A 23,596-nucleotide genomic window follows, 5' to 3' on the forward strand; every position below is an offset into this window, starting at 1 on the left:
TGCGACCGGGGTTTCACGCGGGTGGCGGCGCGCCGGACCGGTGCCGTCCGGCATCGGTACTTTCCCTTATGAATTTCTTTTTCAACAGCCCTTATCGAAACGCCAATCAAGCCGTTATCCAGAGTATGAATGCGCAAAAAGCGCACGTTACGGGGCTCGACGGGGTGTTTGAAATGGAAAAGTGGCTGGTAGTGGCAGGAATCTGGACGATGTGCGCCATGTGCGCCGTGTTTTTCATTCGCGGGGCGACCAGCTCGGTTGCAAGGGAAACGGTCGACGCGAGCACTTCGTCCGACGACGCCCGCGGCGCCGTCCGGGAATAAGCAGGAATAGACGGGAACGAGCGCCCTCAGGCGAGCGGCGCGAACTGGCTGCAGGCGTCCTGCGGCGAGACCAGCTGGTCGTGCAAACGACAGAGCCGGCTCGCGCCTACGCTTGCCCCAAACCCTGAACTGAACACAGTGAGGCCTGGGATGCTCTGCTCCAGCGTTTCCCGATCGTCGGCGCGATACCGGCAGCCGGCGCAACTCGGCCGGCACGCGCGCAGCGCTAGCGTGGCGGCCTCGGCGCGCTCGGCAACGGCGTTCACGATCCCTGCCCCAAGCTATTCCAATACGATGCGAACACGTGCGCGGACAGCGCGTAGCCGATGGCGATATTGACGACGACACCGGCTGTAAATGCGAGGAACGGCTTCACGCCGGTAGCGGTCAGCAGCCGCAACCGCGTCGTCAGGCCGATGCTCAGAAAGCAGAAGATGAACGCCCAGGTGCGCAGCGCCGTAATCGGGGCGACGAACTCAGGTGTCACCACCTTGCGGTAATCCGCCAGCGAATAGTGGCTCGCGATCCACGTCACGAGCGCCGACGCAATCACAAACCCGATCACGAATTTCGGAAAGCGCGCCCAGATCTCACCGGGATTCGCTTTCGCTTTGACGCCGTTGTCTTCACTCTCCCAGCGCGTCGTTGCAACCAGCGCCAGCACGAACGCCCAGATGCCGATCCAGATGTCGCGGCCCACCACCTTCATCAGGGTGAACGCCTGCAACGAAGCTTCAGGCGCGCCGGCAATTGCGCCGGTGGCATGCTTGGCAAAATCCCCATAGGCCTGTGCGGCGGCAATGCCGGCCGCATCCGCGAACTCCGACGTGCCGATCCAGGCGCCGGCAACCGCCGTCGACAGTCCCAGTGAGCGCGACGCGAACGGCAGCACGAAGATCATCACGATAGCCCACAGGATCACCAGCGTAATCGCCACCGAAGCCTGTTCGCGCTTGGCCCGCACGGCGCCGGCAATCGCAATGGCCGCTGATACGCCGCAGACTGCACCGCCCACGCCCAGCACCGCGGCGAAGCGGCGGTCGAGGCCGAATGCCTTGCCGGCAAAGAAGATCACGAAGAACGTCACCAGCGAAACGATGCTCGCCTGCCCGACCGCAACCGGACCGGCCCAGACCAGCAAGGTGAACGGCAGCGTCGCGCCGAGCAGCACGATCCCCACCTTGATATAAAACTCGACACGCAACCCGGCCGAGAACCACTCGGGCAGTCGGAACACGTTCGAGATCACCAGGCCGAGCGCGAGTGCAACCAGCGGCGGTTCGAGGTTGTACTTCGACGCGTTGACCCAGGCGCCCACCACGAAAATCAACACCGAGGCAACGAACAGGATCAGGAACGCAGGCAGGAAATGCGCGAGCCGTTGCTTCAACGCAGCGAGGCTTACACCGAACAGCACCGCAAAGACAACGAACAGCGCCGCGTAGTTTGGCACGTGCTTGAGCAGATCCTGAGCGGCCAGCGCCGGGTCCGACCACTTCGCCGGCGCGACGGCGAGCCATTTGATGCTGCTGCCTGAAGCGAACAAGGCCCACGCAACGACGATCACCAGCAGGCCTATCCAGACGGCCCACCAGTCTTCGGTGGCGAACAGGCCGCCGCCGCGTTTGGCGGTCGTGTCGCGGTCAGGATCGGATTTAGCCGGTGCTGCGCCCGCCGGCAGGCTGTGGTTGGTATCGCTCATCGCAAAGCCCCGAAAGTTGAGGTGCGTCGGCGCGGGAGAAGTTGGGATTGTTGTTAAAACTGCGCCGATTCGGCGAAATATAGACGAGTGGCTTTCAGAAACGAAACGACCTTTCGCTCTATGAATATGACTGAAAGGGATTTGCGCGGATGCCTCCGGGGTGGCGGCCAAGGTGAGTGGTTCTGCCGGTTCCTGGCGCCGGCGGCGGCAGCTCGCCCCAGACTCAGATATCGAGCGGATCGACTTCGAGATTCCAGCGCAGCACGCCCTTCAGCGTCCGCAAGATAGGTTGCCAGGCCCGCAGGGTCGCCTGCAGCGCCGCACGCGACGCGCTCTCGATCAGCAGTTGGGCGCGGTGCACATGCATCACCTTGACGATGGTCAGCGGCACCGCGTCATAGACCGTCACGCGCTCGGCCGACGGCATCTCCGCGAGCGCCGCAGCGGCTTGCTGCAGAAACACCAGCGCGGCTTCGAGCGTGCGCCCTTCTGCCCGCAACAGCGCCTGGTAGACGAACGGCGGCAGATGGGCGTCGCGGCGCTCGGCAAGCGTGGAATTGGCAAAGCCAACATAGTCGTGCCGCCCCAGCGCGTGATACAGCGCGTGGCGCGGATAGCGCGTCTGCACCAGCACCTCGCCCGGCAAACCGGCGCGGCCGGCGCGGCCGCTCACCTGCATCAACTGGGCGAACAGCCGCTCGCTCGCGCGGAAGTCGTGTGAAAACAGCGCCGTGTCGGCATTGAGCACGCCCACCAGCGAGACGCGCTGAAAGTCGTGCCCCTTGGCGATCATCTGCGTGCCCACGAGGATGTCGACATCCCCGGCATGCACATCCGAGAATAGCGCCTGCGCGCTGCCTTTACGGCGCGTGCTGTCTGCGTCGATGCGCAGCACGCGCGCTCCCGGCACGGCACTCGCCAGGGTTTCCTCGACGCGTTGCGTGCCGCGTCCGAGCGGCGCGATATCGACATTGCCGCACTCCGGGCACGAGCGCGGAATACGCGCTTCCCAGCCGCAATGGTGGCAACGTAAGGCGCGCTCCGGCTTATGCAGCACGACATAGGCGCTACAGCGCGGACAACCGGCCACCCAGCCGCAGGCGTCGCAGGCCAGCTGCGGCGCGTAGCCCCGGCGGTTGAGAAACACGAGGCTTTGTTCGCCCTTTTCGAGGCGCGTTTTCAAGGCTGCGATAAGCGGCCCCGACAGCCCTTCCACCGACGCCCGGCCGCGTCGCCGCTCGTCTTCGAGGTCGATCAGCCTGACGGTGGGCAGCACGGCTTCGGCAACCGCGCGGCGCGACAGCGTGAGCCGCGTGTAGCGCCCCTGGTCGGCCTGCCACCAGCTTTCCAGCGAAGGCGTGGCGGAACCGAGCACCACCGGCAATCCCAGTTGCTTGGCGCGCCAGATAGCCAGGTCGCGCGCCGAGTAGCGCAAGCCTTCCTGCTGCTTGTAGGCCGGATCGTGCTCTTCGTCCACGACAATAATCGCCAGCTTCGGCAGCGACGCGAGAATCGCGAGGCGTGTGCCGAGCACGATGCGCGCGCGCCCGCTGTGCGCCGCGAACCAGTTGCGCGCCCGTTCGCCCTCCGCGAGACCGCTGTGCAGCGTGACGATCGAAGTGCCGTCGAGCGCCGCGAAGCGGGCACGGAAGGCGGCCTCGAACTGCGGCGTCAGATTGATTTCGGGGACGAGGACAAGAGCCTGCGCGTCCGGGCGCGCCGCGAGAATCGCCGCGAGCGCGCGCAGGTACACCTCGGTCTTGCCGCTGCCGGTCACGCCATGCAGCAGAAACGGCGCGAAGCCCTGGGCGTCGCGGATCGCCTCGACGGCGGCGTCCTGCTCGCCGGTGAGGGTTGGCAGTACGGGCGGCGTTACCGGTTGCGACGCCGGGCCCACTGGCGGCGCAACCGCGGCAGCCGCTTCGATCACTTCCAGCGCCACCCAGCCTTCGGCCCGCCACGCATCGAGCGTCGCGGCGGCCTTCGGGTGGATTGTGCGGGCGTCGGCCACCGGCAGCGCGTCGGCCTCTTTCAGCGCCTCGGCGAGACGACGCAAGGCGCTCGCGCGGACCGGCAACGCATCGGGCAGCGCGGCATGCCCCGCCGGCAACAGCCGGTAGCGCTCTTGCGGCGCGAGCAGGCGGCTCCAGCGCGATGCGTCGCGCAACGCCTGCGGCAACGCAGGCAGCGCAACCTCGCCCAGTCCCCGCTGATAGTAGTCCGCCGCGAAGGCGGCAAGCGCCAGCCATTCAGCCGACAAAGGCGGGCACGCGTCGCAGATGGCATCCACGGTCCGCAGCTTGTCTGCCGGTACGTCGCTGTGAGCGGTCACTTCGCACACAAGCCCCACCGCCTGCCGCCTGCCGAACGGCACCGCGACAAGCGTGCCGGGCTGCGGCGCCTCGGCGGCGTCGCAGCGATAATCGAACAGGGTCGGCAGCGGATGATCGAGCGCGACGCGGACGAAGACGGGGCTCACGTAGGGTTCAGATTCGCCAGCGGGACTGGAAGACGCGATGCGCAGACCGGCACAGCGCGCGGCAAAGAGGCGGCGGCCCCGGCAAAGTTAAAGTAAAACTTCACTTCCGGCGCTAAGTTTTGGATTCGACTGAACAATTGCGCTTTGTACGTACAACCTGTGGATAACTTTGTTAACAACTCCGTTTTGGAGGCTGGAAAACCGCGCCGTTGCTGCATTGTGTGGGGTTTCTCACATTTCTCCGGGCGCCCGCGAAACCCTTGCCAGTCAAGGACTTGATCAAATGCGCATGCAACTTGCAAGTGCCATGCCGCGATGAAAGCCTCTACCGCGCCGCAGCGTGATGAATGTGTATAAGTCAAGTCTTGACAACGGCGGAAGCGCCATCCAGCGGCCCAGCTAACACTATTTTTCCCTTAGCCTCAGAGCCCAGCTCGCCGCAGTGCAACAAAATTGTCACGCGTCCGGCGCGGAATTGCCTGCTCCAGCGGCGCGAATCGCACGGCTGTGGCGATGCACCTCGTCGACCAGTTCAGCGACGTTTTCCGGCGGCGTGAACTGCGAGATGCCGTGGCCGAGATTGAAGACGTGGCCTGGATGATTGCCGAAGCTGTCGAGCACCGCGCGCGCTTCCATACGAATCGCCGATGGCGGGGCGAACAGCACCGAAGGATCGATATTGCCCTGCAGAGCCACCCGGCCGCCGACTCGCTCACGCGCGGCGCCGAGATTCACCGTCCAGTCGAGGCCGACCGCATCGACACCGCTCGCAGCAATCTCGTCGAGCCACAGGCCGCCCCCCTTCGTGAAGGTGATGACCGGGACCTTTTCGCCGTCGTGTTCGCGCTTGAGCTGGCGGACCACCTGCTCGATGTAATACAGCGAGAAGCGCTGGTAGATACCATCGGCGAGAGCGCCGCCCCAGGTGTCGAAAATCATCACGGCCTGGGCGCCCGCTTCGATCTGCGCATTCAGATACGCCGCCACCGACTGTGCGTTCACCTCAAGGATGCGCTGCATCAGATCCGGACGGGCATAGAGCATCGACTTCACGGTGCGGAAGTCGTCCGAGCCGCCGCCCTCCACCATGTAGCAGGCAAGCGTCCACGGGCTGCCTGAGAAGCCGATCAGCGGCACACGCTGGCGCCCCTGAGTGTCCGTCAGCGCCTTGCGGATTTCGCGTACCGCGTCGGTTACATAGCGTAGCGTGGCGTCGATATCGGGCACGGCGAGGCGTGCGACGTCCGCTTCGGTGCGCACCGGGCGGGCAAACTTGGGCCCTTCGCCGGCGGCGAACTCCAGCCCGAGACCCATTGCGTCGGGCACGGTGAGAATGTCGGAGAACAGGATGGCCGCGTCCAGCGGGTAGCGTTCGAGCGGCTGCAGCGTGACTTCGGTCGCATACCCAGGGTTCTTCGCAAGACCGAGGAAACTGCCGGCGCGGCTACGCGTGGCGTTGTATTCCGGCAGGTAGCGGCCCGCCTGACGCATCAGCCAGATCGGCGTGTAGTCGGTCGGCTGGCGCAGCAACGCGCGCAGGAAAGTGTCGTTGAGAAGGTTATGGGCCACGTTGCGTGCGACTGAAGGCAAAGGGGCATTTTACCGGACCCCGGCCGGGCAATCTTGCATCTTCCTTAATGTAGGCGATAGCAATGCAATGCAGTCGCGCGGCTCGGCTATTTGGCCAATGTTCAGCGAAGAATTGCCGGGCTATGATCGGCAGCCTTACCAAACAATTACGCGGTTCGAGGAGATGCGATGAAGAAAGCAGCTTGGGTCCTGGTCGTGGCGCTGTCCGGCGCCGTTCTCGGTGTGGGTGTGGCGAACGCCCAGACGGCCTCCACGCCTGGAGGCGCGGCTAGCGGCACCACCGCGGCCGTGCCGTCGCGGCTCGACGAGATTCTGGCCCGCGGCACATTGCGCGCCTGCACGACCGGCGACTACCGGCCGTACTCGTTCTACAAGGGCGACGGGCAATTCGAAGGTATCGATATCGACATGACCGAATCGCTCGCGAAATCGCTCGGCGTGAAAGCCGAGTACGTGAAGACATCGTGGTCGAACCTGATGAACGATTTCGTTGCGAAGTGCGATATCGGCGCAGGCGGGGTCTCGCCAACCCTCGAACGGCAAAAGCGCGCCTTCTTCACGCAGCCGTATATGGTCGACGGCAAAACGCCGATCGCGCGCTGTGACGACGCGAACAAGTATCAGACCGTCGCCGAGATCGACCAGCCGTCTACCCGCGTCATCGTCAATCCGGGCGGCACGAACGAGCGCTTCGCCAGGCAATATTTCCCGCACGCCAACCTGACTGTGTATCCGGACAACGTCACTATCTTCAAGCAGATTCTCGCCGGCAAGGCGGATGTGATGGTGACAGATGCGTCCGAAACGCTACTGCAGCAGAAACTCAATCCGGGTCTATGCTCTGTGCATCCGGACAAGCCGTTCCAGTACGGCGAGAAGGCGTGGCTGTTGCCGCGCGGCGACGTGGTGTTCCAGCAGTACGTGAATCAGTGGCTGCATCTCGCCCAGGCTACCGGGGAATACCAGGCCATTTCGGACAAGTGGCTGAAATAAGGGCCTGGGGAGGTGCGGTTCGTCGCCACAATCCTGTAACCGTGCATCTGGATGTAAGGCTGTAGCGAATAGCCCGGCGGCTGTGGCCGATTTCGGCACGCAAGCCGGGCGGTGCCCGAAAATGCGCTGCAGCGTTAGGGGCGTGTTCGCCTTACGATCGCCGCGGTTAATCGACATCGGTCGACGTGTGTGAGCGCCGATGCAGCGGGCATATCGCCGCATAAACAGCACATTCATGCAGTGAAAACTGAACTGGAAGCGGTGCATGATGCACCGCGACTTGTATCAAACAACCTTATGTAACAATCGTTTTAAACATCGGCAATAATTACATTTTAAACACCTTTCAATGGCAAAAAATCCCGCAAAGCCTTATCTGGCGGGCGTTACAACCTGAAACACTTTGTTACCGCGTTGCCGGAGTTATTCGCCCACAATGCCTTTCATCGGTTTCAACACGGATGTGGCTGGGTGCGTGGTGTGAGCGGATACGATGCACTTGCCGGTCGGCGTCAAGCCGAAGCCCTGTAAAGGGGCATCCCTGCTGGGGCCGTGGTCAACGCTTGGTGCGTTTGCCCAGTCGGTTCCTCCAATGGTCTCCTCGCGCTAACCCCGTAGCGTGTGGTTTTTAGCGGGCTCCAGGCCCGCTTTTTTTTTCTTTAGCCAAACGTTTGCGCGCTGCTCAGACGAGCTTTGCCGGCCTGCTGCATCAGCCGGGCTTCGCAAACGGTGGTCATCCCCTCGTGCACACGGCGGCATACGGCAGCGTCACGCAACGGTGACGCTGGGTCGTCGCCGCCTCGTGCCCTCAGGCGGTTTTGTCCTGCTTGATCTGCAGTTCCTGGATCATCCGCTCGCGCATCACAAACTTCTGCACCTTGCCTGTGACGGTCATCGGCAGTTCGTCGACGAAACGGATGTACTTCGGTACCTTGTAGTGGGCAATCTGGCCATGGCAGAAGTCCTGGATCTCCTCGGCGCTCGCCTGCTCGCCGGCGCGCAACACGATCCACGCGCACACCTCCTCGCCATACTTCGCATCCGGTACGCCGAACACCTGCACACTCTGGATCTTGGGATGCCGGAACAGGAACTCCTCGATCTCGCGCGGGTAGATGTTCTCGCCGCCGCGAATCAGCATGTCCTTGAGACGGCCGACGATGTTGCAATAGCCGTCCGCGTCGATCGTTGCGAGATCACCGGTGTGCATCCAGCCATCGACGATGCTCTCACGGGTCTTGTCCTCGTCGCCCCAGTAGCCCTGCATCACCGAGTACCCCTTGGTACACAACTCCCCCGTCTCCCCGACCGGCACGATGTTGCCGAGCGCGTCGACGACCTTTACTTCGAGATGCGGCTGGATGCGGCCAACCGTCGACGTGCGCTTGTCGAGCGGATCGGTGGTCGAACTCTGGAACGACACCGGGCTCGTTTCCGTCATGCCGTAAGCGATTGTGATTTCGCCAAGGTGCATCTTCGAGACGACCTTTTTCATGGTCTCGATCGGGCATGGCGAGCCGGCCATGATGCCGGTCCGCAGACGCGACAGGTCAAAGCTCGCGAAGTCCGGATGATCGAGTTCGGCGATGAACATGGTGGGTACACCGTGCAACGCCGTGCATTTTTCCTCGGCAACGGCGGCAAGCGTCGCAGCCGGATCGAAGGCTTCGCCGGGAAACACCATGTTGGCGCCCACCGAGACGCACGCCAGCACGGCCAGCACCATGCCGAAGCAGTGGTACAGCGGCACCGGAATGCAGAGCCCGTCCTGCTCGGAAAGCCGCATCGCCATCGCGATGTAGCGCGCATTATTGACGACGTTACGATGCGTGAGGGTGGCGCCCTTTGGATTACCGGTCGTGCCGCTGGTGAACTGGATGTTGATTGGGTCGTCGGGCGACAGCGTGGCGGCAATCTCATTTAACTTTGCCGTATCGAGCGTCGCGCGCCCCTGCTCGATGACATCTGAAAAGCTCAGCATGCCCGACACACCGCGATCGCTCATGCGGATCACGATACGCAGATCCGGCAGGCGGGCGGCATGCAGATCGCCGGGCGTCTGCGTCGCGAGCTCGGGAGCCAGTTCCTCCAGCATCTGCAGATACATCGACGACTTGAAGCGCTCAGCCGCGATGATCGCCTTGCAGCCCACCTTGTTTAGCGCGTACTCGAGTTCGGCCAACCGGTATGCCGGATTGATGTTGACCAGCACAGCGCCGATGCGCGCGGTAGCGAACTGCGTGAGCAGCCACTCCACCCTGTTCGGCGACCAGATGCCGACACGATCGCCCTTGGCGACGCCGAGCGCGAGTAATCCGGCCGCCAGCACGTCGACCTCTTGCGCAAAGACCTCCCAGGTCCAGCGAATACCCTGCTCGCGAAACACCACGGCAGGCCTGCCGCTGAAGCGGCGCGCGGTATCGAGCAGGAACTGTCCGACGGTCGCGTCGCTCAGCGGAATAGCCGTCGAACCGCGTACATAGGACAGCCCGTTCTTCGGTTCGATGAGTGCGCCTTCACCCGACGCGTGCGTTGCCATGGTGTTGTCTCCATGAGCGGATTGCCGCTCTGTTAAGCGTCCTTGGGTTGGCCGCTTCGCGCCGCGCCCCTGCTCGCTGGGGTCAAGAACGCATGGGCGGCCCGGCCGGTTCCTGGGACGTCGATTTGAAGCCGATTGTGCCACTGGGGTAAGGCGGCCCGGCATCAAGTGTTACCCGCAGGAACGCCCGTCACGGCGCGAGCTACGGGCCACGGCCTGATTCCGCTTCCCTTTCCGTAAACGTCAATTGAAGCCGAAAAAAAAGCAGCCGGACAGGCTGCTTTTTCCCTAATGCTTGCGACTCGCTTAGTGCTGACCGCGCAATTTGCGCAGACGCTGGATTGCAGCGAGCTGAGCCGTCGCATACGCGAGTTCCGCCTGAGCGGTTGCGTATTCGAGGTTCGAACCCGTGTTCTGCAGCGCTTCTTCCGCACGCTTGCGCGCTTCTTCGGCCTTGGCTTCGTCGAGGTCTTTGCCGCGGATAGCGGTGTCGGCCAGAACCGTCACTGCGCCCGGCTGGACTTCGAGAATACCGCCGGCGACGAACACAAATTCTTCTTCGCCGTTTTCAGCTTCGATGCGCACCGCACCCGGACGAATCCGCGTGATGAGCGGCGTGTGGCCCGGCAGAATGCCGAGTTCGCCCGCTTCGCCCGGCAGCGCCACGAATTTCGCCTGACCCGAGAAGATCTGCTCTTCCGCGCTGACGACGTCTACTTTAATGGTTGCCATATCGACTCCCTTCCCATGCAAGGCGGGTTGAGCGTATTTCGAGGCGCCGGTTTCGCAGTGGCTACCCCGAGAAGGTAACCATTGCGTCCAAGCCGACGCCCGCTTCGTTACACCCGACCGTTACTGGATCTTCTTGGCCTTTTCGAAGGCTTCGTCGATCGTGCCGACCATGTAGAACGCCTGCTCCGGCAGATGATCGCACTCACCGCCTACGATCATCTTGAAGCCGCGGATGGTTTCCTTCAGCGGCACGTACTTGCCCGGCGAGCCCGTGAACACTTCAGCGACGTGGAACGGCTGCGACAGGAAACGCTGGATTTTACGAGCGCGCGCCACGGCGAGCTTGTCTTCCGGCGCCAGTTCGTCCATGCCCAGAATCGCGATAATGTCGCGCAGTTCCTTGTAGCGCTGCAGCGTTTGCTGCACGCCGCGCGTGATCGAGTAGTGCTCTTCGCCAATCACGTTCGGGTCGATCTGACGCGAGGTCGAATCGAGCGGGTCGACTGCCGGGTAGATACCCAGCGAAGCGATATCACGCGACAACACGACGGTTGCGTCCAGGTGGCCGAAGGTCGTAGCCGGCGACGGGTCGGTCAAGTCGTCCGCAGGGACGTACACGGCCTGCACCGACGTGATCGAGCCAGTCTTGGTCGACGTAATACGCTCTTGCAGCTTACCCATTTCTTCAGCCAGCGTCGGCTGATAGCCCACTGCCGACGGCATACGGCCGAGCAGTGCCGACACTTCGGTACCGGCCAGCGTGAAACGGTAGATGTTGTCGACGAAGAACAGCACGTCCAGACCTTCGTCACGGAAGTGTTCAGCCATCGTCAGACCGGTCAGCGCGACGCGCAGACGGTTGCCCGGCGGCTCGTTCATCTGGCCGTACACCAGCGCGACCTTGTCGAGAACGTTCGAGTCCTTCATTTCATGATAGAAGTCGTTCCCTTCGCGGGTACGCTCGCCAACACCGGCGAACACGGAGTAACCACCGTGTTCCTTGGCGATGTTGTTGATCAGTTCCATCATGTTCACGGTCTTGCCCACACCGGCGCCACCGAACAGACCCACCTTGCCGCCCTTGGCGAACGGGCAGATCAGGTCGATAACCTTGATACCCGTTTCGAGCAGTTCGGTCGACGGCGACAGTTCGTCGAACGCCGGAGCCTTCTGGTGAATGCCGCGCGTGACGTCCGAGCTGATCGGGCCAGCTTCGTCGATCGGACGGCCCAGCACGTCCATGATCCGGCCGAGGGTCGGCTTGCCGACCGGCACGCTGATCGGGTTGCCGGTGTTCTTCACCGTCGTGCCGCGGCGCAGGCCGTCGGATGCACCCAGACAGATGGTACGGACGACGCCGTCGCCCAGCTGCTGCTGGACTTCGAGAGTCAGTTCCGAACCGTCGAGAATGAGCGCGTCGTAAATCTTCGGCATGTGCTCACGCGGGAATTCCACGTCGATCACCGCGCCGATGCACTGTACGATCTTGCCTTCTACCAAAGCAGTAGTACTCATCGCTTTTCCTTTAGATACTCAATTCTTCACTCGCGCAAAGGCGCAGTTTCGTGACGCTTGCCCTAAGGCGCGCCTGACCGTTACGGTCAGACCGCAGCGGCGCCACCGACGATTTCCGACAGTTCTTTCGTGATCGCGGCCTGGCGGCTCTTGTTGTACACGAGCTGCAGGTCGTTGATGACCGTCTTCGCGTTGTCCGAAGCAGCCTTCATTGCAACCATCCGTGCCGACTGCTCCGACGCCATGTTTTCCGCGACGGCCTGATAGACCAGCGCTTCGACATAACGCACGAGCAATTCGTCCACCACTGCCTGTGCGTCCGGCTCGTAGATGTAATCCCACGACGTGCTCGGGACCGTGCCCTCGTCTTCCGTGCGCTCGAACTGGTCTGCCGACAGCGGCAGCAGTTGCTCGATCACCGCTTCCTGCTTCATCGTATTGACGAAGCGCGTGTACGCGAGGTACACCGCGGAAATCTTGCCTTCCGAGTACATGTCGAGCTGCACCTTCACCGCGCCGATCAGCTTCTCGAGGTGCGGCGTGTCGCCCAGATGTACGACGTTCGACACCACCTTCGCGCGCAGACGGTTCAGGAAGCCGAGACCCTTGCTGCCGATCGCGGTTGCTTCGATCGACTTGCCCTGGCCTTCCAGTTCCTTGAACTTCTGCAGCGCGGCACGCAGCACGTTCGTGTTCATGCCGCCGCACAGACCCTTGTCGGTCGTGACGAGGATGATGCCAGCCGTCTTCGCGCCCTCGTTCGACACCATGAACGGGTGACGATACTCGGGGTTCGCACGGCTCATGTGCGCAGCGATGTCGCGGACCTTGTCGGCATACGGGCGAGCAGCGCGCATGCGCTCCTGAGCGCGGCGCATCTTCGATGCGGCCACCATCTCCATCGCTTTCGTGATCTTGCGCGTGTTTTGCACGCTCTTGATCTTGCCGCGAATTTCCTTCATTCCAGCCATTGCTTGCTCCTTTTGTCGATCCGAGTTAGCGCTTTAGCGCTTAGTCGGGTCCCATGCAAGGCATGACCCAAGGCTCACCCGGGTCCCATGCAAAGCGGCCTAGGCAGCGCGGGGGCATTCACATGCGGCCCGCGCCGCTTCAAGGTCCGTTATGCCTTGCGGGTCACTCGCGGATCAATAAGCGCCGGACTTCTTGAAGTCTTTGAGGGCCGCGTGCAGCGTGCCTTCGTCGTCCTTCGAGAGTTCCTTGGTGTCTTCGATGCGCTTGATCAGATCAGCGTGCTTCGACTTCAGGTAATCACGCAGGCCCTTTTCGAACGGCAGCACTTGCGCGACTTCCAGATCGTCGAGGTAACCGTTGTTCGCAGCGAACAGCGCAACTGCCAGTTCCCACACTTGCAGCGGCTGATACTGCGGCTGCTTCAGCAGTTCCGTCACGCGGCGGCCGCGCTCCAGCTGCTTGCGGGTGGCTTCGTCGAGGTCCGAGGCGAACTGCGCGAACGCAGCCAGTTCACGGTACTGGGCCAGGTCGGTACGGATACCGCCCGACAGCTTCTTCACGACCTTCGTCTGAGCCGCACCACCGACGCGCGACACCGACACGCCGGCGTTAATAGCCGGGCGGATACCTGCGTTGAAGAGGTCGGTTTCCAGGAAGATCTGGCCGTCGGTAATCGAGATCACGTTCGTCGGAACGAACGCGGTCACGTCGCCTGCTTGCGTTTCAATGACCGGCAGTGCCGTCAGCGAACCGCTCTTGCCCTTCACTTCACCGTTCGTGAACTTCTCGACGTACTCTTCCGAGACGCGAGCCGCACGTTCGAGCAGACGCGAGTGCAGATAGAACACGTCGCCCGGGTAAGCTTCGCGGCCCGGCGGGCGGCGCAGCAGCAGCGAGATCTGACGGTATGCCCAGGCTTGCTTGGTCAAGTCGTCGTACACGATCAGCGCGTCCTGGCCGCGATCGCGGAAGTATTCGCCCATCGAGCAGCCGGCGTACGGTGCGAGGTATTGCATCGCAGCCGATTCCGAAGCCGAAGCGGCGACCACGATCGTGTATTCCATCGCGCCGCTTTCTTCGAGCTTGCGCACCACGTTCATGATCGACGAAGCCTTCTGGCCGATCGCGACGTAGATACAGAAGAGGTTCTTGCCCTTCTGGTTGATGATCGCGTCGACAGCGACAGCCGTCTTGCCGCACTGGCGGTCGCCAATGATCAGCTCGCGCTGGCCACGGCCAACCGGCACCATTGCGTCGATCGACTTCAGACCGGTCTGAACCGGCTCCGACACCGACTTACGCCAGATCACGCCCGGAGCGATCTTTTCGATCGGGTCGGTCATCTTGGCGTTGACCGGGCCCTTGCCGTCGATCGGGTTGCCGAGTGCGTCGACCACACGGCCGAGCAGTTCCGGACCCACCGGCACTTCCAGAATGCGGCCCGTCGTCTTGACGATGTCGCCTTCCGAAATATGCTGGTACTCACCCAGAATCACGGCGCCGACCGAGTCGCGCTCGAGGTTCAGCGCGAGGCCGTAGGTGTTGCCCGGGAATTCGAGCATTTCGCCCTGCATCACTTCCGACAGGCCGTGGATACGCACGATACCGTCGGTCACGGAGATCACGGTGCCCTGGTTGCGAACGTCTGCGCTCGCTTCAAGGCCCTGGATCCGGCTCTTGATCAGCTCGCTGATCTCAGAGGGATTGAGTTGCATTATTCGCTCCTGATAGTCAATTCTGTTGCGTGCCAGCCGCTTCAGCGCTTACGAAGCGCTTCAGGCCGTCAGAGCCGTCTGCATGCTGGCAAGCCGCGCGCGGACCGAGGTATCGAGCACTTCATCGCCGACCGTCACTCGCACGCCGCCGATCAGCGACGAGTCGACCTCGACCACCGGCTTCAGCTTGCGTTTGAACTTGCGTTCGAGACTGGCGACGAGGTCGTTCAACTGCGCGCCTTCGAGCGGGAATGCGCTGACGATCAGCGCATCGGCCGCGCCTTCGCGCGCGTTCTTCAACGCTTCGAACTGCGTGGCGATTTCCGGCAGCAACTGCAGACGGTGGTTGTCCACCAGCATTTGCACCAGATTCTTCGCTTGGGCGTTGTCCTTGAGCGGCGACTTGACCGCAGCCAGCAGCAGATCGCTGACCTGGGCGCGGCTTACTTTCGGGCTCGTGGCGATCGACAGCACTTCGGGCAGACGCGCAACCTCTGCCAGCTCCTGCACCAGCGTGGACCAGGCGGCGGTGTCACCAGCTTCGGCCACGCCAAACAGCGCTTCTGCGTACGGACGGGCGATGGTTGCAAGTTCGGCCATGATCAGAGCTCGGCTTTCAGTTGATTCAGCAGGTCAGCGTGAGCTGCCTGGTCGACTTCGCGCTTCAGGATCTGTTCGGCGCCCTTCACAGCGAGCGTAGCTACTTCGCCGCGCAGCGCTTCACGCGCCTTGACGACCTGTTGCTCGGCATCGGCCTTCGCCTGTGCGAGGATGCGGGCAGCTTCAGCTTGTGCCTGGGCCTTGATTTCGTCAGCGAGGGTCACGGCGCGCTTTTCGGCGTCAGCAATGCGTTGCTGACCGTCGTTGCGTGCCTGCGCCAGTTCCTGGTCGACGCGCTTGTGCGCGGCTTCCAGCTCCGCCTTGCCCTTTTCAGCGGCAGACAGACCTTCGGCGATCTTCTTCGCGCGCTCGTCGAGGGCGTTGACCAACGGCGGCCACACGAACTTCATCGTGAACCACGCGAGGATCAGGAACACGACCATTTGCGCAAACAGGGTTGCGTTGAGATTCACGGTGTTTCCTTAAACGTTGCTAGTTCGGAAAGTGAAACGGCAAGGCGCTCATCGATTCTGTATTCGATCAGCGCCCGAGTGCCCGTTCCGCCCTGCGCCTTTACCAGTTATAGCTCAGGCGCAAACTTCCGAGGAACCTCAGCCTGCCAGCTTCGACAGCAGCGGGTTCGCGAACGCAAACAGCATTGCCACACCAACGCCAATCAGGAACGCCGCATCGATCAGACCAGCCAGCAGGAACATCTTCGTTTGCAGCGGGTTCATCAGTTCCGGCTGGCGAGCGCATGCTTCAATGTACTTGCCGCCCATCAGGCCGATACCGATACAGGCGCCGATAGCACCCAGGCCGATGATGATGCCGATACCGATGGCGGTCAGACCCTGGATGTTGGCGATGAAAGCTTGCATGATCACTCCTTTGTGAAAAGTCTTTTGAAAACTAGGATTTAAAGAACCAAAAAGCTAAAGCGATTCGTTGTTCGACAGCGCAGGTTAGTGCTTGTCGTGTGCCTGGCCGAGGTACACCAGCGTCAGCATCATGAAAATGAACGCCTGCAGCAGCACGATCAGAATGTGGAAGATGGCCCACACGCTGCCGGCGATCACGTGGCCGATGAAGCCAAGCACCGTCGTGTCCGCGCCGAAGCTCCAGATGCTGCCCAGGAGGGCAATCAGCAGGAACAGCAGTTCGCCCGCGTACATGTTGCCGAACAGCCGCATGCCGAGGGAAACCGTCTTTGCGACGAACTCGATGATGTTCAGTGCCAGGTTCGGGATCCACAGCAGGGGATGCGCGCCGAACGGAGCGGACAGCAGTTCGTGCACGAAGCCGCCGGCGCCCTTGATCTTGAAGTTGTAGTAAATCATCAGCACGAACACGCCGAGCGCGATGCCGATCGTGCCGTTCAGGTCGGCTGTCGGAACGATGCGGTGGTGCGGGATGACCTGCGAGAGACCCAGCCAGCCGATCACGCGGCCCGGCAGGTCGACGGGGATGAAGTCGAGCGAGTTCATCAGCGCAACCCAGACGAACACGAACAGCGCGAGCGGCGCAATGAACGTGCGGCTGCCGTGAATCATGGCTTTCGACTGGTCTTCGACCATCTCGACCAGCATTTCGATCGCGCACTGGAAGCGGCCCGGCACGCCGGGGGTCGCCTTACGGGCAGCGAGATGCAGGATGAAAATCGTGAGGAGGCCGCAAACGATCGACCAGAACAGGGTGTCGAGATTCCAGACGTGGATATCGAAAATCGACGTCTGGTGCGCGGTGGAGAAGTTCTGCAAGTGGTGCGCGATGTACTCGGACGGATCCATCGCGCGCGTTCCTTCGCTAGCTGCCATATCGTTAATGCCACCCAAATTGTCGAAAATCGGTCCGGGCCGCTCCCGCCGCAATACTGTATTGCGGGAACATGCCGGCGCAGGTCATGTCTTACCCGCGCGCCTTGTTGCCGGCGCCCTGCGCCAGCCAGTATTTTTTGCGTTACTTCACCGCTCACCGCCAGGCGAGCGCGATCCAGTACGTCTTCAACGCAATGAGGTAGGTCACGAGCAGCGGAACCCAGCGTACGTCGTGATACCAGAAAGCGATGGCTACAAACATCGCGATCGTTGTCCCCATCTTGAGCGCTTCGCCGAGTACCCAGCTCATCACCGTTTCGGCGCCGCTCAGTGTTCTTAGGCGTGCCGCGAACATCGCGCCCGGCACCCAGCAGATCGCTCCCCCCAGGAACGCGGACAGCGCAGCAGCGCCCGGCGGCTTGTAGAACAGCCACCACACCAGCGTAGCACCCAGGGACAAAACCATTTGCGCTATCACCACCTTGAAAGGCGTGACACGCGATGGACGACTCACATTCGGGCCAAACAGCTTTTCTGCCTCGGCCCGCGTGAGCGGAACGATATTGTTATCTTGTTGCTCGACATCCCACGCATCGTCATGTGTAACGTGCTGGCCCGACGCAGCGGAAAACTGGCGTTCTGCGCGGTGTTCGTCGCGCCCATTTTGCGGCGCTTGATTCGACGTTTTGACCGCCATCACAGTGTTCCGAAAGTCTGGCGCCGCCCATCAGCTTACGAGGCGCTTACGGGGTTGCCGTGCAATTAAATCCGGGCGATTGTAAGCGATAGTTGCAGGCAATTCAAGACTTTAGGCCGTTCAATAACCCGCCTGAAAAGGCACGCCGTGATGCGGGAAAACCCGTTTCAGACGTCAGACGACGTCAACTGTAAGGCTGCTGCGGGATGGCGAAAAATGCGCGTTGAATTAGCCAGATTGGTGAGGAATGACTAGCACGAAGGACGCTCCCGCGTCCGTGTCAAATATGCAACAGAAGCCAGCCGCCCACTGCCCCGGCGGCCAGCCAGAACGGCACGGCGTAAAGATGAAACTGCCACCACATGCCACGCTGCTTCGACAGGCGCACGGCGATCAGATTGGCCAGCGAACCGATCGCGATGCCAAAACCGCCGACGCTGACGCCGAATGCCAGCGCACGCCAGTCCCTGGTGAACTCTGCGAGCATGATCGCCGCCGGTACATTGCTGATGGCTTGCGAGAGAACGGCCCCTGCGGCAAAAGCGCGCAGCGCAGTAGCGAGGCCGAGTTGACTGACGGTTTGATGCACCCACGGCAGCGCCGCGACGCTGCGCAACACAATGAACATGAAGACGAAGATCAGCAGCAGCAACCAGTCGATCTTCAGCACGATCTCGCGGCGCCACAGCAGGAAGCCGCCCATGACGCCCACGAGTCCAATGCCCGCATGGTGCGAGTCGGCAAGCAGCACAAAGGCGGCGAACAGCACCGCGGCGACACCGACCAGCCGCCGGTCGACGTCGTGGATACCGGCATCTTTCGAGAGATCGAGCGGCTTCGCGCGAAAGCTGAACGCCGCCAGCAGGTAAAGCATCGCCATCAATGCGGCGCACAGCGGAGCCAGGCCCAGGACGAAGCCGCCAAATGAGACGCCGCTGGTTTGCCAGAGAAAGAGGTTTTGCGGATTGCCGAGCGGCGTCAGGACCGAGCCCGCGTTCACCGAAAGCGCGATGAAGATCACGAGGCGTTTGAGCGGCAGCGGCGTGAGTTCGTGCAGCGACAAGGTGAGCGGGACGACCACGAACAGCGCGACGTCATTGGTCAGCAGCGTCGAGAGCGCGGCCGCCAGTCCGATCAGCAAAAAGGCGAGACCGCGTTCCGAGTGGATGGAGCGAATAACACGGTGCGCCATCCACATCAGGAATCCTGATAATTCGATGGCTTTGGTTAAAATCAGGAGTCCTGTGAGTGTCAGGACGGTCTGCCAGTCCACCAGCCCCGGCAACGAGCGCCAGGGGCGTGGATGCAGACACTGCAGCGCGATTAGTGCGACAACGAGAACGGAAAGAACCGGCTCTTTCGTTGCGAAGCCAATCAGCTTGCGCAGCGGATGATGGCTGGCGGTTTCGGACCGGCGCTCGGCAACCGTCACGACGCTCGATCGCTCAGGCGGTAGTGCCGCCACGCAAGCGGGCAAGGATGCCCTCGAGCGCGTCGAGGTCGCCGAAGTCCACCAGCACCTGGCCGCGTCCGCGGCGGCCGAGCTTGATCTTGACCGTCGCGGCCAGCAGATCGGACAACTCTTCTTCCAGGCGGCGCGTATCGCGGCCGCCGTCGTTGTTCGCCTTCGCCTTGACCGCCGGCGCCGCTTTGGTGGTCGTCGTCACCAGCTTTTCGGTTTCACGCACCGACATGCGCTTGTTGACCACCTGGTTGGCAAGCGTGATCTGCGTAGCCGCATCCACGGCCAGCAAGGCACGCGCGTGCCCCATGTCGAGATCGCCGGCGAGCAGCATGGTCTGCACGGGGGCGGCCAGATTCAAGAGACGCAGCAGGTTCGACACCGCGCTGCGCGAGCGCCCCACCGACTCCGCCGCCTGCTCATGCGTAAAGCCGAACTCATCGAGCAGGCGCTGGATACCCTGCGCCTCTTCCAGCGGGTTCAGGTCTTCGCGCTGGATGTTCTCGATCAGCGCCATCGCGGCCGCAGCCTGATCGGGCACGTCCCGCACCAGCACCGGCACTTCGTCCAGACCAGCCAGGCGCGCCGCGCGGAAACGCCGCTCACCGGCGATGATTTCGTACTTGTCCGCGGAGACCGGGCGCACGAGGATCGGCTGCATCAAGCCTTGCGCTCGGATGCTGGCGGCCAGTTCCTGCAGCGCACCTTCGTCCATGCGCGTGCGCGGCTGGTACTTGCCGGCTTGCAGCTTGCCGAGCGGCAGCACGTGCGGCGCGCCGTCGATCTTCACCGCCTCGGTGATATCCGCGCTACCGCCGAGCAAAGCTTCCAGCCCGCGGCCCAATCCCTTCTTTCTTGCTACTGCATTCATCGTGCTTCCTTTCAGGAAAACGCCGGGCGGTCCCTTTGATCCATGCTCACGCAATTGCGCGTACCCGTTCGATCATTTCCGCGCCGAATTGCACATATGCCTGTGCACCGCGCGAGGCCCGGTCGAACACGACACCCGGCAGCCCATAGCTCGGCGCTTCGGCAAGACGGACGTTGCGCGGAATGACGACGTCGAACACCTTGTCGCCAAAGTGCTCTTTCAACTGGTCCGAAACCTGTTGTTGCAGGGTGATGCGCGGGTCGAACATCACGCGCAGCAGGCCGATCACCTTCAGATCGCGGTTCAGATTGGCGTGTACCTGCTTGATGGTATTGACCAGATCCGATAGGCCTTCCAGCGCGAAGTACTCGCACTGCATCGGAATCACCACGCCGTGCGCGGCGCACAGGCCATTCAGTGTGAGCAACGACAAGGCCGGCGGGCAGTCGATCAGCACAAAGTCGTAGTCGCTCACCACCAGCGCAAGCGCGTCCTTCAACTGACGCTCGCGGTTCGGCACGTTGACCAGTTCGACTTCGGCGCCCGCCAGCTCGCGGTTCGCCGGCAATACATCATACGAAACCGCTTCGGGCCGCACTCGCGCGTCGGCGACAGCCACGCCATCCACCAGCACTTCGTAGACGGTATTCGCGCAGGCAGCCTTGTCGATACCGCTGCCCATCGTGGCATTGCCCTGCGGGTCCAGGTCGATGAGCAGGACACGTTGTCCCTGCGATGCGAGGCTCGCGGCGAGATTGACCGTTGTCGTCGTCTTGCCGACGCCGCCCTTCTGGTTCGCAACGCAGAAGATTTTTGCCATCGTTGGAGTGTCCCTTTTTGCTGCCTGGATAAATTGGAATGCGCTTATGCCGGCTTGTGCCCGGTTGTGCCCGCCCGGTTTGCCGGTGGCCTAGCTGCCGGCGTCCAGCACCACCTCGACAAGGTGACGTTCGGCGTCGAGCGCCGGCACCTTCAGCCGGATGATCTGTTTCGCGTAGGCGCCTTCGGGCAGCCGCTCGATCTCACCATCGGGGCGCACACCCTTCATGGCCCAGATCGCGCCCTGCTCTGCAACCAGATGACGGGCCAGTGTAACGAAATCCGCGAGCTCTGCGAATGCACGCGAGACGATTACATCAAACTTTGCCGGCACTTCTACGCCAGGCTTCAGCGTTTCGACGCGCCCCGTCACCACCGACAGGTTGGCCAGCCCAAGCTCCGCTTTTGCCTGCGCCTGAAATGCCGTTTTTTTGTGAACGATATCGTTGAGCGTGACTGTCCAGTCTGGCAAGACGATTGCCATCACGATGCCTGGCAAACCGCCGCCGGACCCGACATCGAGCGCGGACGACGGGCCGAGGCCGGCGAGATGCGGCACGATCGACAGCGAATCCAGAATATGTTGAATCAGCATTTGCCGCGGATCGCGGATAGCCGTGAGGTTGTACACGGCGTTCCACTTGGCGAGCAAGGCGACATAATCGAGCAGCTTGCCGAGCTGGGCGTCACTCAGGTCGAGACCCAGTTCCTGGACGCCCTCGGTGAGCAACGCGCCGAGTGCCTCCCTGCCGTCCGCGCCGCCGAACCCCTTCTGCCGAGCCGTCATTGCGCCACCGGCGTGGAGTCGGTGCCGCTGTCGGTGGTGCCGGCGGATTGGCGTTGGCCCGAACGACGTCCTAGGCCACGCTTCAGATGAACCATCAACAGCGAGATCGCCGCTGGCGTGATGCCGGAAATACGCGAGGCCTGGCCGATAGTTTCTGGACGGAATTGGGTCAGCTTCTGGCGTGCCTCGAACGACAGGCCACGCACCTCAGCGTAGTCCAGCCCTTCCGGCAAACGTGTGTTTTCGTGCGACTCGTTGCGTTCGATCTCTCCGGCCTGGCGCTCGATATAGCCCTGATACTTGATGCCGATCTCGATCTGTTCCTTGATCTGCGCTAGCAGAACTTCGTCGTCAGCCAAGGTTTCGGACGGCGCACAAGCGCCTTCGCGCAGACCGCACACGCCGTCGTACGTCACTCCCGGACGGCGCAGCAGGTCGGCGAGGCTGTACTCGTGGTCGATGGGCTTACCGAGCAAGGCTGTCGCCTCTTCCGCCGACAAGGACTTGGGATTCACCCACGTCGTGCGCAGACGCTCTGTTTCACGTGAAACAGCGTCGCGCTTGCGGCTGAACGCGTCCCAGCGGACGTCATCCACAACACCGAGTTCGCGGCCAATCTCGGTCAGACGCATATCCGCATTGTCTTCACGCAGGCTCAGGCGATACTCGGCCCGGCTCGTGAACATACGGTACGGCTCGGACACACCGCGCGTCACCAGATCGTCGACCAGCACGCCGAGGTAAGCCTGATCGCGGCGCGGACACCAGGCGTCCTTGCCTTGGACGTGCAAGCCCGCGTTGATCCCGGCCAGCAGACCCTGCGCCGCGGCCTCTTCATAGCCCGTCGTCCCGTTGATCTGGCCGGCAAAAAATAGCCCGTTGATCATCTTGGTTTCCAGCGATGCCTTCAGGCCACGCGGATCGAAGTAGTCATACTCGATCGCATAGCCTGGACGCAGGATGTGCGCGTGCTCGAGGCCGGCCATTGAGCGAACCAGTTCCAATTGCACATCAAATGGCAGGCTGGTGGAGATCCCATTGGGGTAAAACTCGTTGGTCGTCAGGCCTTCCGGTTCCAGGAAGATCTGATGTGATTCCTTCGACGCGAAGCGGTGGATCTTGTCCTCAATCGACGGACAATAGCGTGGCCCTACCCCTTCGATGACGCCCGTGTACATCGGCGACCGATCCAACCCGCCACGGATGATGTCGTGGGTGCGCTGATTCGTATGCGTCACCCAGCACGGCACCTGACGCGGATGCTGCTCGACGCGGCCCAAGAAAGAGAACACTGGAACCGGATCCAGATCGCCCGGTTGCTCTTCAAGCTTCGAAAAATCGATCGTGCGGCCGTCGATACGCGGCGGCGTCCCGGTCTTCAGCCGGCCTTGCGGCAGCTTCAGCTCCTTGAGACGCGCCGACAAAGACACCGCAGCCGGATCACCTGCGCGGCCACCGGTGTAGTTGTTCAGCCCCACGTGAATCTTTCCGTCCAGGAAGGTCCCGGCCGTCAACACAACCGCGCGCGAGCGGAAGCGGATTCCAACCTGCGTGACCGCGCCCACCACCCGATCCCCTTCCACCATCAGGTCATCCACCGACTGCTGGAACAGCCAGAGGTTCGGCTGATTCTCGAGCCGATGCCGGATAGCCTGCTTGTAAAGCAGACGGTCCGCCTGCGCGCGGGTCGCCCGCACGGCCGGACCTTTGGACGAATTCAGGATACGGAACTGGATACCGCCTTCGTCGGTGGCTGCGGCCATCGCACCACCGAGCGCGTCGACCTCCTTCACCAGATGGCCCTTGCCAATGCCGCCGATCGACGGATTGCAGCTCATCTGGCCGAGGGTTTCGATGTTGTGCGTCAGCAGGAGCGTCTTGTTGCCCATGCGAGCGGAAGCCAAAGCGGCTTCGGTGCCGGCATGGCCGCCACCGACGACGATTACGTCAAATTCTGTGGGATAAAGCATCGCGGATCTCACG

General features: G+C 62.3%; 21 protein-coding genes. 2 read left to right on the top strand and 19 right to left on the bottom strand.

The window, feature by feature from the left end; translation table 11 throughout:
• The first annotated feature begins 68 nt into the window (after positions 1-68).
• Positions 69-323, top strand: a complete 255-nt coding sequence (locus FFS45_RS19605; RefSeq protein ID WP_137956291.1) for a hypothetical protein — start codon at positions 69-71, stop codon at positions 321-323.
• Between the two features lie 26 nt (positions 324-349).
• Here FFS45_RS19605 and FFS45_RS19610 read toward each other — a convergent pair whose 3' ends face one another.
• From FFS45_RS19610 to hemE, 4 genes are all read right to left on the bottom strand, one after another.
• On the bottom strand, positions 350-589 hold the full coding sequence (locus FFS45_RS19610) for a hypothetical protein (RefSeq protein ID WP_137956292.1): 240 nt from the start codon (positions 587-589) through the stop codon (positions 350-352).
• Positions 586-2,025, bottom strand: a complete 1,440-nt coding sequence (locus FFS45_RS19615; RefSeq protein ID WP_137956293.1) for a putative sulfate exporter family transporter — start codon at positions 2,023-2,025, stop codon at positions 586-588. Before FFS45_RS19615 ends, FFS45_RS19610 begins: the two co-directional genes overlap by 4 nt.
• Positions 2,026-2,248: 223 nt before the next feature.
• Entirely contained in the window at positions 2,249-4,504 is a 2,256-nt protein-coding gene (locus tag FFS45_RS19620) for a primosomal protein N' (RefSeq protein ID WP_137956294.1), read from the bottom strand.
• Positions 4,505-4,960: 456 nt separating this feature from the next.
• Positions 4,961-6,073 (bottom strand): uroporphyrinogen decarboxylase, encoded by a 1,113-nt coding sequence (gene hemE, locus FFS45_RS19630; RefSeq protein ID WP_137956296.1) that lies wholly within the window; start codon positions 6,071-6,073, stop codon positions 4,961-4,963.
• 189 nt (positions 6,074-6,262) lie between these two features.
• Here hemE and FFS45_RS19635 point away from each other — a divergent pair, with 189 nt between their 5' ends.
• Complete coding sequence (locus FFS45_RS19635) at positions 6,263-7,087, top strand: transporter substrate-binding domain-containing protein (RefSeq protein ID WP_137956297.1); 825 nt, start codon at positions 6,263-6,265, stop codon at positions 7,085-7,087.
• 808 nt (positions 7,088-7,895) lie between these two features.
• On the opposite strand, the gene FFS45_RS19640 is transcribed toward FFS45_RS19635, so the two are convergent.
• The 15 genes from FFS45_RS19640 to mnmG form a co-directional block, all read right to left on the bottom strand.
• On the bottom strand, positions 7,896-9,626 hold the full coding sequence (locus FFS45_RS19640; protein WP_137956298.1) for an AMP-binding protein: 1,731 nt from the start codon (positions 9,624-9,626) through the stop codon (positions 7,896-7,898).
• 306 nt (positions 9,627-9,932) lie between these two features.
• Positions 9,933-10,358: a F0F1 ATP synthase subunit epsilon gene (locus FFS45_RS19645; protein WP_137956299.1), complete on the bottom strand. Its 426-nt coding sequence runs from the start codon at positions 10,356-10,358 to the stop codon at positions 9,933-9,935.
• Between the two features lie 120 nt (positions 10,359-10,478).
• A complete protein-coding gene (gene atpD / locus FFS45_RS19650) occupies positions 10,479-11,873 on the bottom strand; it encodes a F0F1 ATP synthase subunit beta (RefSeq protein ID WP_137956300.1) in 1,395 nt (464 codons plus the stop codon).
• Between the two features lie 86 nt (positions 11,874-11,959).
• On the bottom strand, positions 11,960-12,844 hold the full coding sequence (gene atpG, locus FFS45_RS19655) for a F0F1 ATP synthase subunit gamma (RefSeq protein ID WP_137956301.1): 885 nt from the start codon (positions 12,842-12,844) through the stop codon (positions 11,960-11,962).
• A gap of 174 nt (positions 12,845-13,018) precedes the next feature.
• On the bottom strand, positions 13,019-14,560 hold the full coding sequence (atpA, locus tag FFS45_RS19660; protein ID WP_137956302.1) for a F0F1 ATP synthase subunit alpha: 1,542 nt from the start codon (positions 14,558-14,560) through the stop codon (positions 13,019-13,021).
• Positions 14,561-14,620: 60 nt separating this feature from the next.
• On the bottom strand, positions 14,621-15,160 hold the full coding sequence (locus tag FFS45_RS19665; protein WP_137956303.1) for a F0F1 ATP synthase subunit delta: 540 nt from the start codon (positions 15,158-15,160) through the stop codon (positions 14,621-14,623).
• 2 nt (positions 15,161-15,162) lie between these two features.
• Positions 15,163-15,633, bottom strand: coding sequence for a F0F1 ATP synthase subunit B (locus FFS45_RS19670; RefSeq protein ID WP_137956304.1), 471 nt, complete (start codon positions 15,631-15,633; stop codon positions 15,163-15,165).
• Positions 15,634-15,771: 138 nt separating this feature from the next.
• A complete protein-coding gene (atpE, locus tag FFS45_RS19675) occupies positions 15,772-16,041 on the bottom strand; it encodes a F0F1 ATP synthase subunit C (protein WP_007180033.1) in 270 nt (89 codons plus the stop codon).
• 84 nt (positions 16,042-16,125) lie between these two features.
• Positions 16,126-16,977, bottom strand: coding sequence for a F0F1 ATP synthase subunit A (gene atpB / locus FFS45_RS19680; protein ID WP_137956305.1), 852 nt, complete (start codon positions 16,975-16,977; stop codon positions 16,126-16,128).
• A 154-nt stretch (positions 16,978-17,131) separates the two neighbouring features.
• Positions 17,132-17,674 carry an ATP synthase subunit I gene (locus FFS45_RS19685; RefSeq protein WP_137956306.1) on the bottom strand — a complete coding sequence of 181 codons (543 nt, stop codon included), beginning with the start codon at positions 17,672-17,674 and terminating at the stop codon, positions 17,132-17,134.
• Positions 17,675-17,954: 280 nt separating this feature from the next.
• A complete protein-coding gene (locus FFS45_RS19690; protein ID WP_249362854.1) occupies positions 17,955-19,061 on the bottom strand; it encodes an SLC13 family permease in 1,107 nt (368 codons plus the stop codon).
• Between the two features lie 58 nt (positions 19,062-19,119).
• Positions 19,120-20,007, bottom strand: coding sequence for a ParB/RepB/Spo0J family partition protein (locus FFS45_RS19695; protein WP_137956308.1), 888 nt, complete (start codon positions 20,005-20,007; stop codon positions 19,120-19,122).
• Between the two features lie 46 nt (positions 20,008-20,053).
• The gene (locus tag FFS45_RS19700) at positions 20,054-20,827 is read right to left on the bottom strand and encodes a ParA family protein (protein WP_137956309.1); all 774 of its coding nucleotides are present in this window, start codon (positions 20,825-20,827) and stop codon (positions 20,054-20,056) included.
• A gap of 90 nt (positions 20,828-20,917) precedes the next feature.
• The gene (rsmG, locus tag FFS45_RS19705; protein WP_137956310.1) at positions 20,918-21,613 is read right to left on the bottom strand and encodes a 16S rRNA (guanine(527)-N(7))-methyltransferase RsmG; all 696 of its coding nucleotides are present in this window, start codon (positions 21,611-21,613) and stop codon (positions 20,918-20,920) included.
• Positions 21,610-23,583 (bottom strand): tRNA uridine-5-carboxymethylaminomethyl(34) synthesis enzyme MnmG, encoded by a 1,974-nt coding sequence (gene mnmG / locus FFS45_RS19710; RefSeq protein ID WP_137956311.1) that lies wholly within the window; start codon positions 23,581-23,583, stop codon positions 21,610-21,612. Before mnmG ends, rsmG begins: the two co-directional genes overlap by 4 nt.
• Positions 23,584-23,596 lie beyond the last annotated feature (13 nt).

Source organism: Burkholderia sp. 4M9327F10 (assembly GCF_005503145.1).
Lineage (GTDB): Bacteria > Pseudomonadota > Gammaproteobacteria > Burkholderiales > Burkholderiaceae > Paraburkholderia.

Coding starts and splice junctions, on each gene's coding strand:
- FFS45_RS19605 (WP_137956291.1), top strand. CDS start 69: ATGAATTTCTTTTTCAACAGCCCTTATCGAAACGCCAATCAAGCCGTT.
- FFS45_RS19615 (WP_137956293.1), bottom strand. CDS start 2,025: ATGAGCGATACCAACCACAGCCTGCCGGCGGGCGCAGCACCGGCTAAA.
- FFS45_RS19635 (WP_137956297.1), top strand. CDS start 6,263: ATGAAGAAAGCAGCTTGGGTCCTGGTCGTGGCGCTGTCCGGCGCCGTT.
- FFS45_RS19640 (WP_137956298.1), bottom strand. CDS start 9,626: ATGGCAACGCACGCGTCGGGTGAAGGCGCACTCATCGAACCGAAGAAC.
- FFS45_RS19645 (WP_137956299.1), bottom strand. CDS start 10,358: ATGGCAACCATTAAAGTAGACGTCGTCAGCGCGGAAGAGCAGATCTTC.
- atpD (WP_137956300.1), bottom strand. CDS start 11,873: ATGAGTACTACTGCTTTGGTAGAAGGCAAGATCGTACAGTGCATCGGC.
- atpG (WP_137956301.1), bottom strand. CDS start 12,844: ATGGCTGGAATGAAGGAAATTCGCGGCAAGATCAAGAGCGTGCAAAAC.
- atpA (WP_137956302.1), bottom strand. CDS start 14,560: ATGCAACTCAATCCCTCTGAGATCAGCGAGCTGATCAAGAGCCGGATC.
- FFS45_RS19665 (WP_137956303.1), bottom strand. CDS start 15,160: ATGGCCGAACTTGCAACCATCGCCCGTCCGTACGCAGAAGCGCTGTTT.
- atpE (WP_007180033.1), bottom strand. CDS start 16,041: ATGCAAGCTTTCATCGCCAACATCCAGGGTCTGACCGCCATCGGTATC.
- atpB (WP_137956305.1), bottom strand. CDS start 16,977: ATGGCAGCTAGCGAAGGAACGCGCGCGATGGATCCGTCCGAGTACATC.
- FFS45_RS19685 (WP_137956306.1), bottom strand. CDS start 17,674: ATGGCGGTCAAAACGTCGAATCAAGCGCCGCAAAATGGGCGCGACGAA.
- FFS45_RS19695 (WP_137956308.1), bottom strand. CDS start 20,007: ATGAATGCAGTAGCAAGAAAGAAGGGATTGGGCCGCGGGCTGGAAGCT.
- FFS45_RS19700 (WP_137956309.1), bottom strand. CDS start 20,827: ATGGCAAAAATCTTCTGCGTTGCGAACCAGAAGGGCGGCGTCGGCAAG.
- rsmG (WP_137956310.1), bottom strand. CDS start 21,613: ATGACGGCTCGGCAGAAGGGGTTCGGCGGCGCGGACGGCAGGGAGGCA.
- mnmG (WP_137956311.1), bottom strand. CDS start 23,583: ATGCTTTATCCCACAGAATTTGACGTAATCGTCGTCGGTGGCGGCCAT.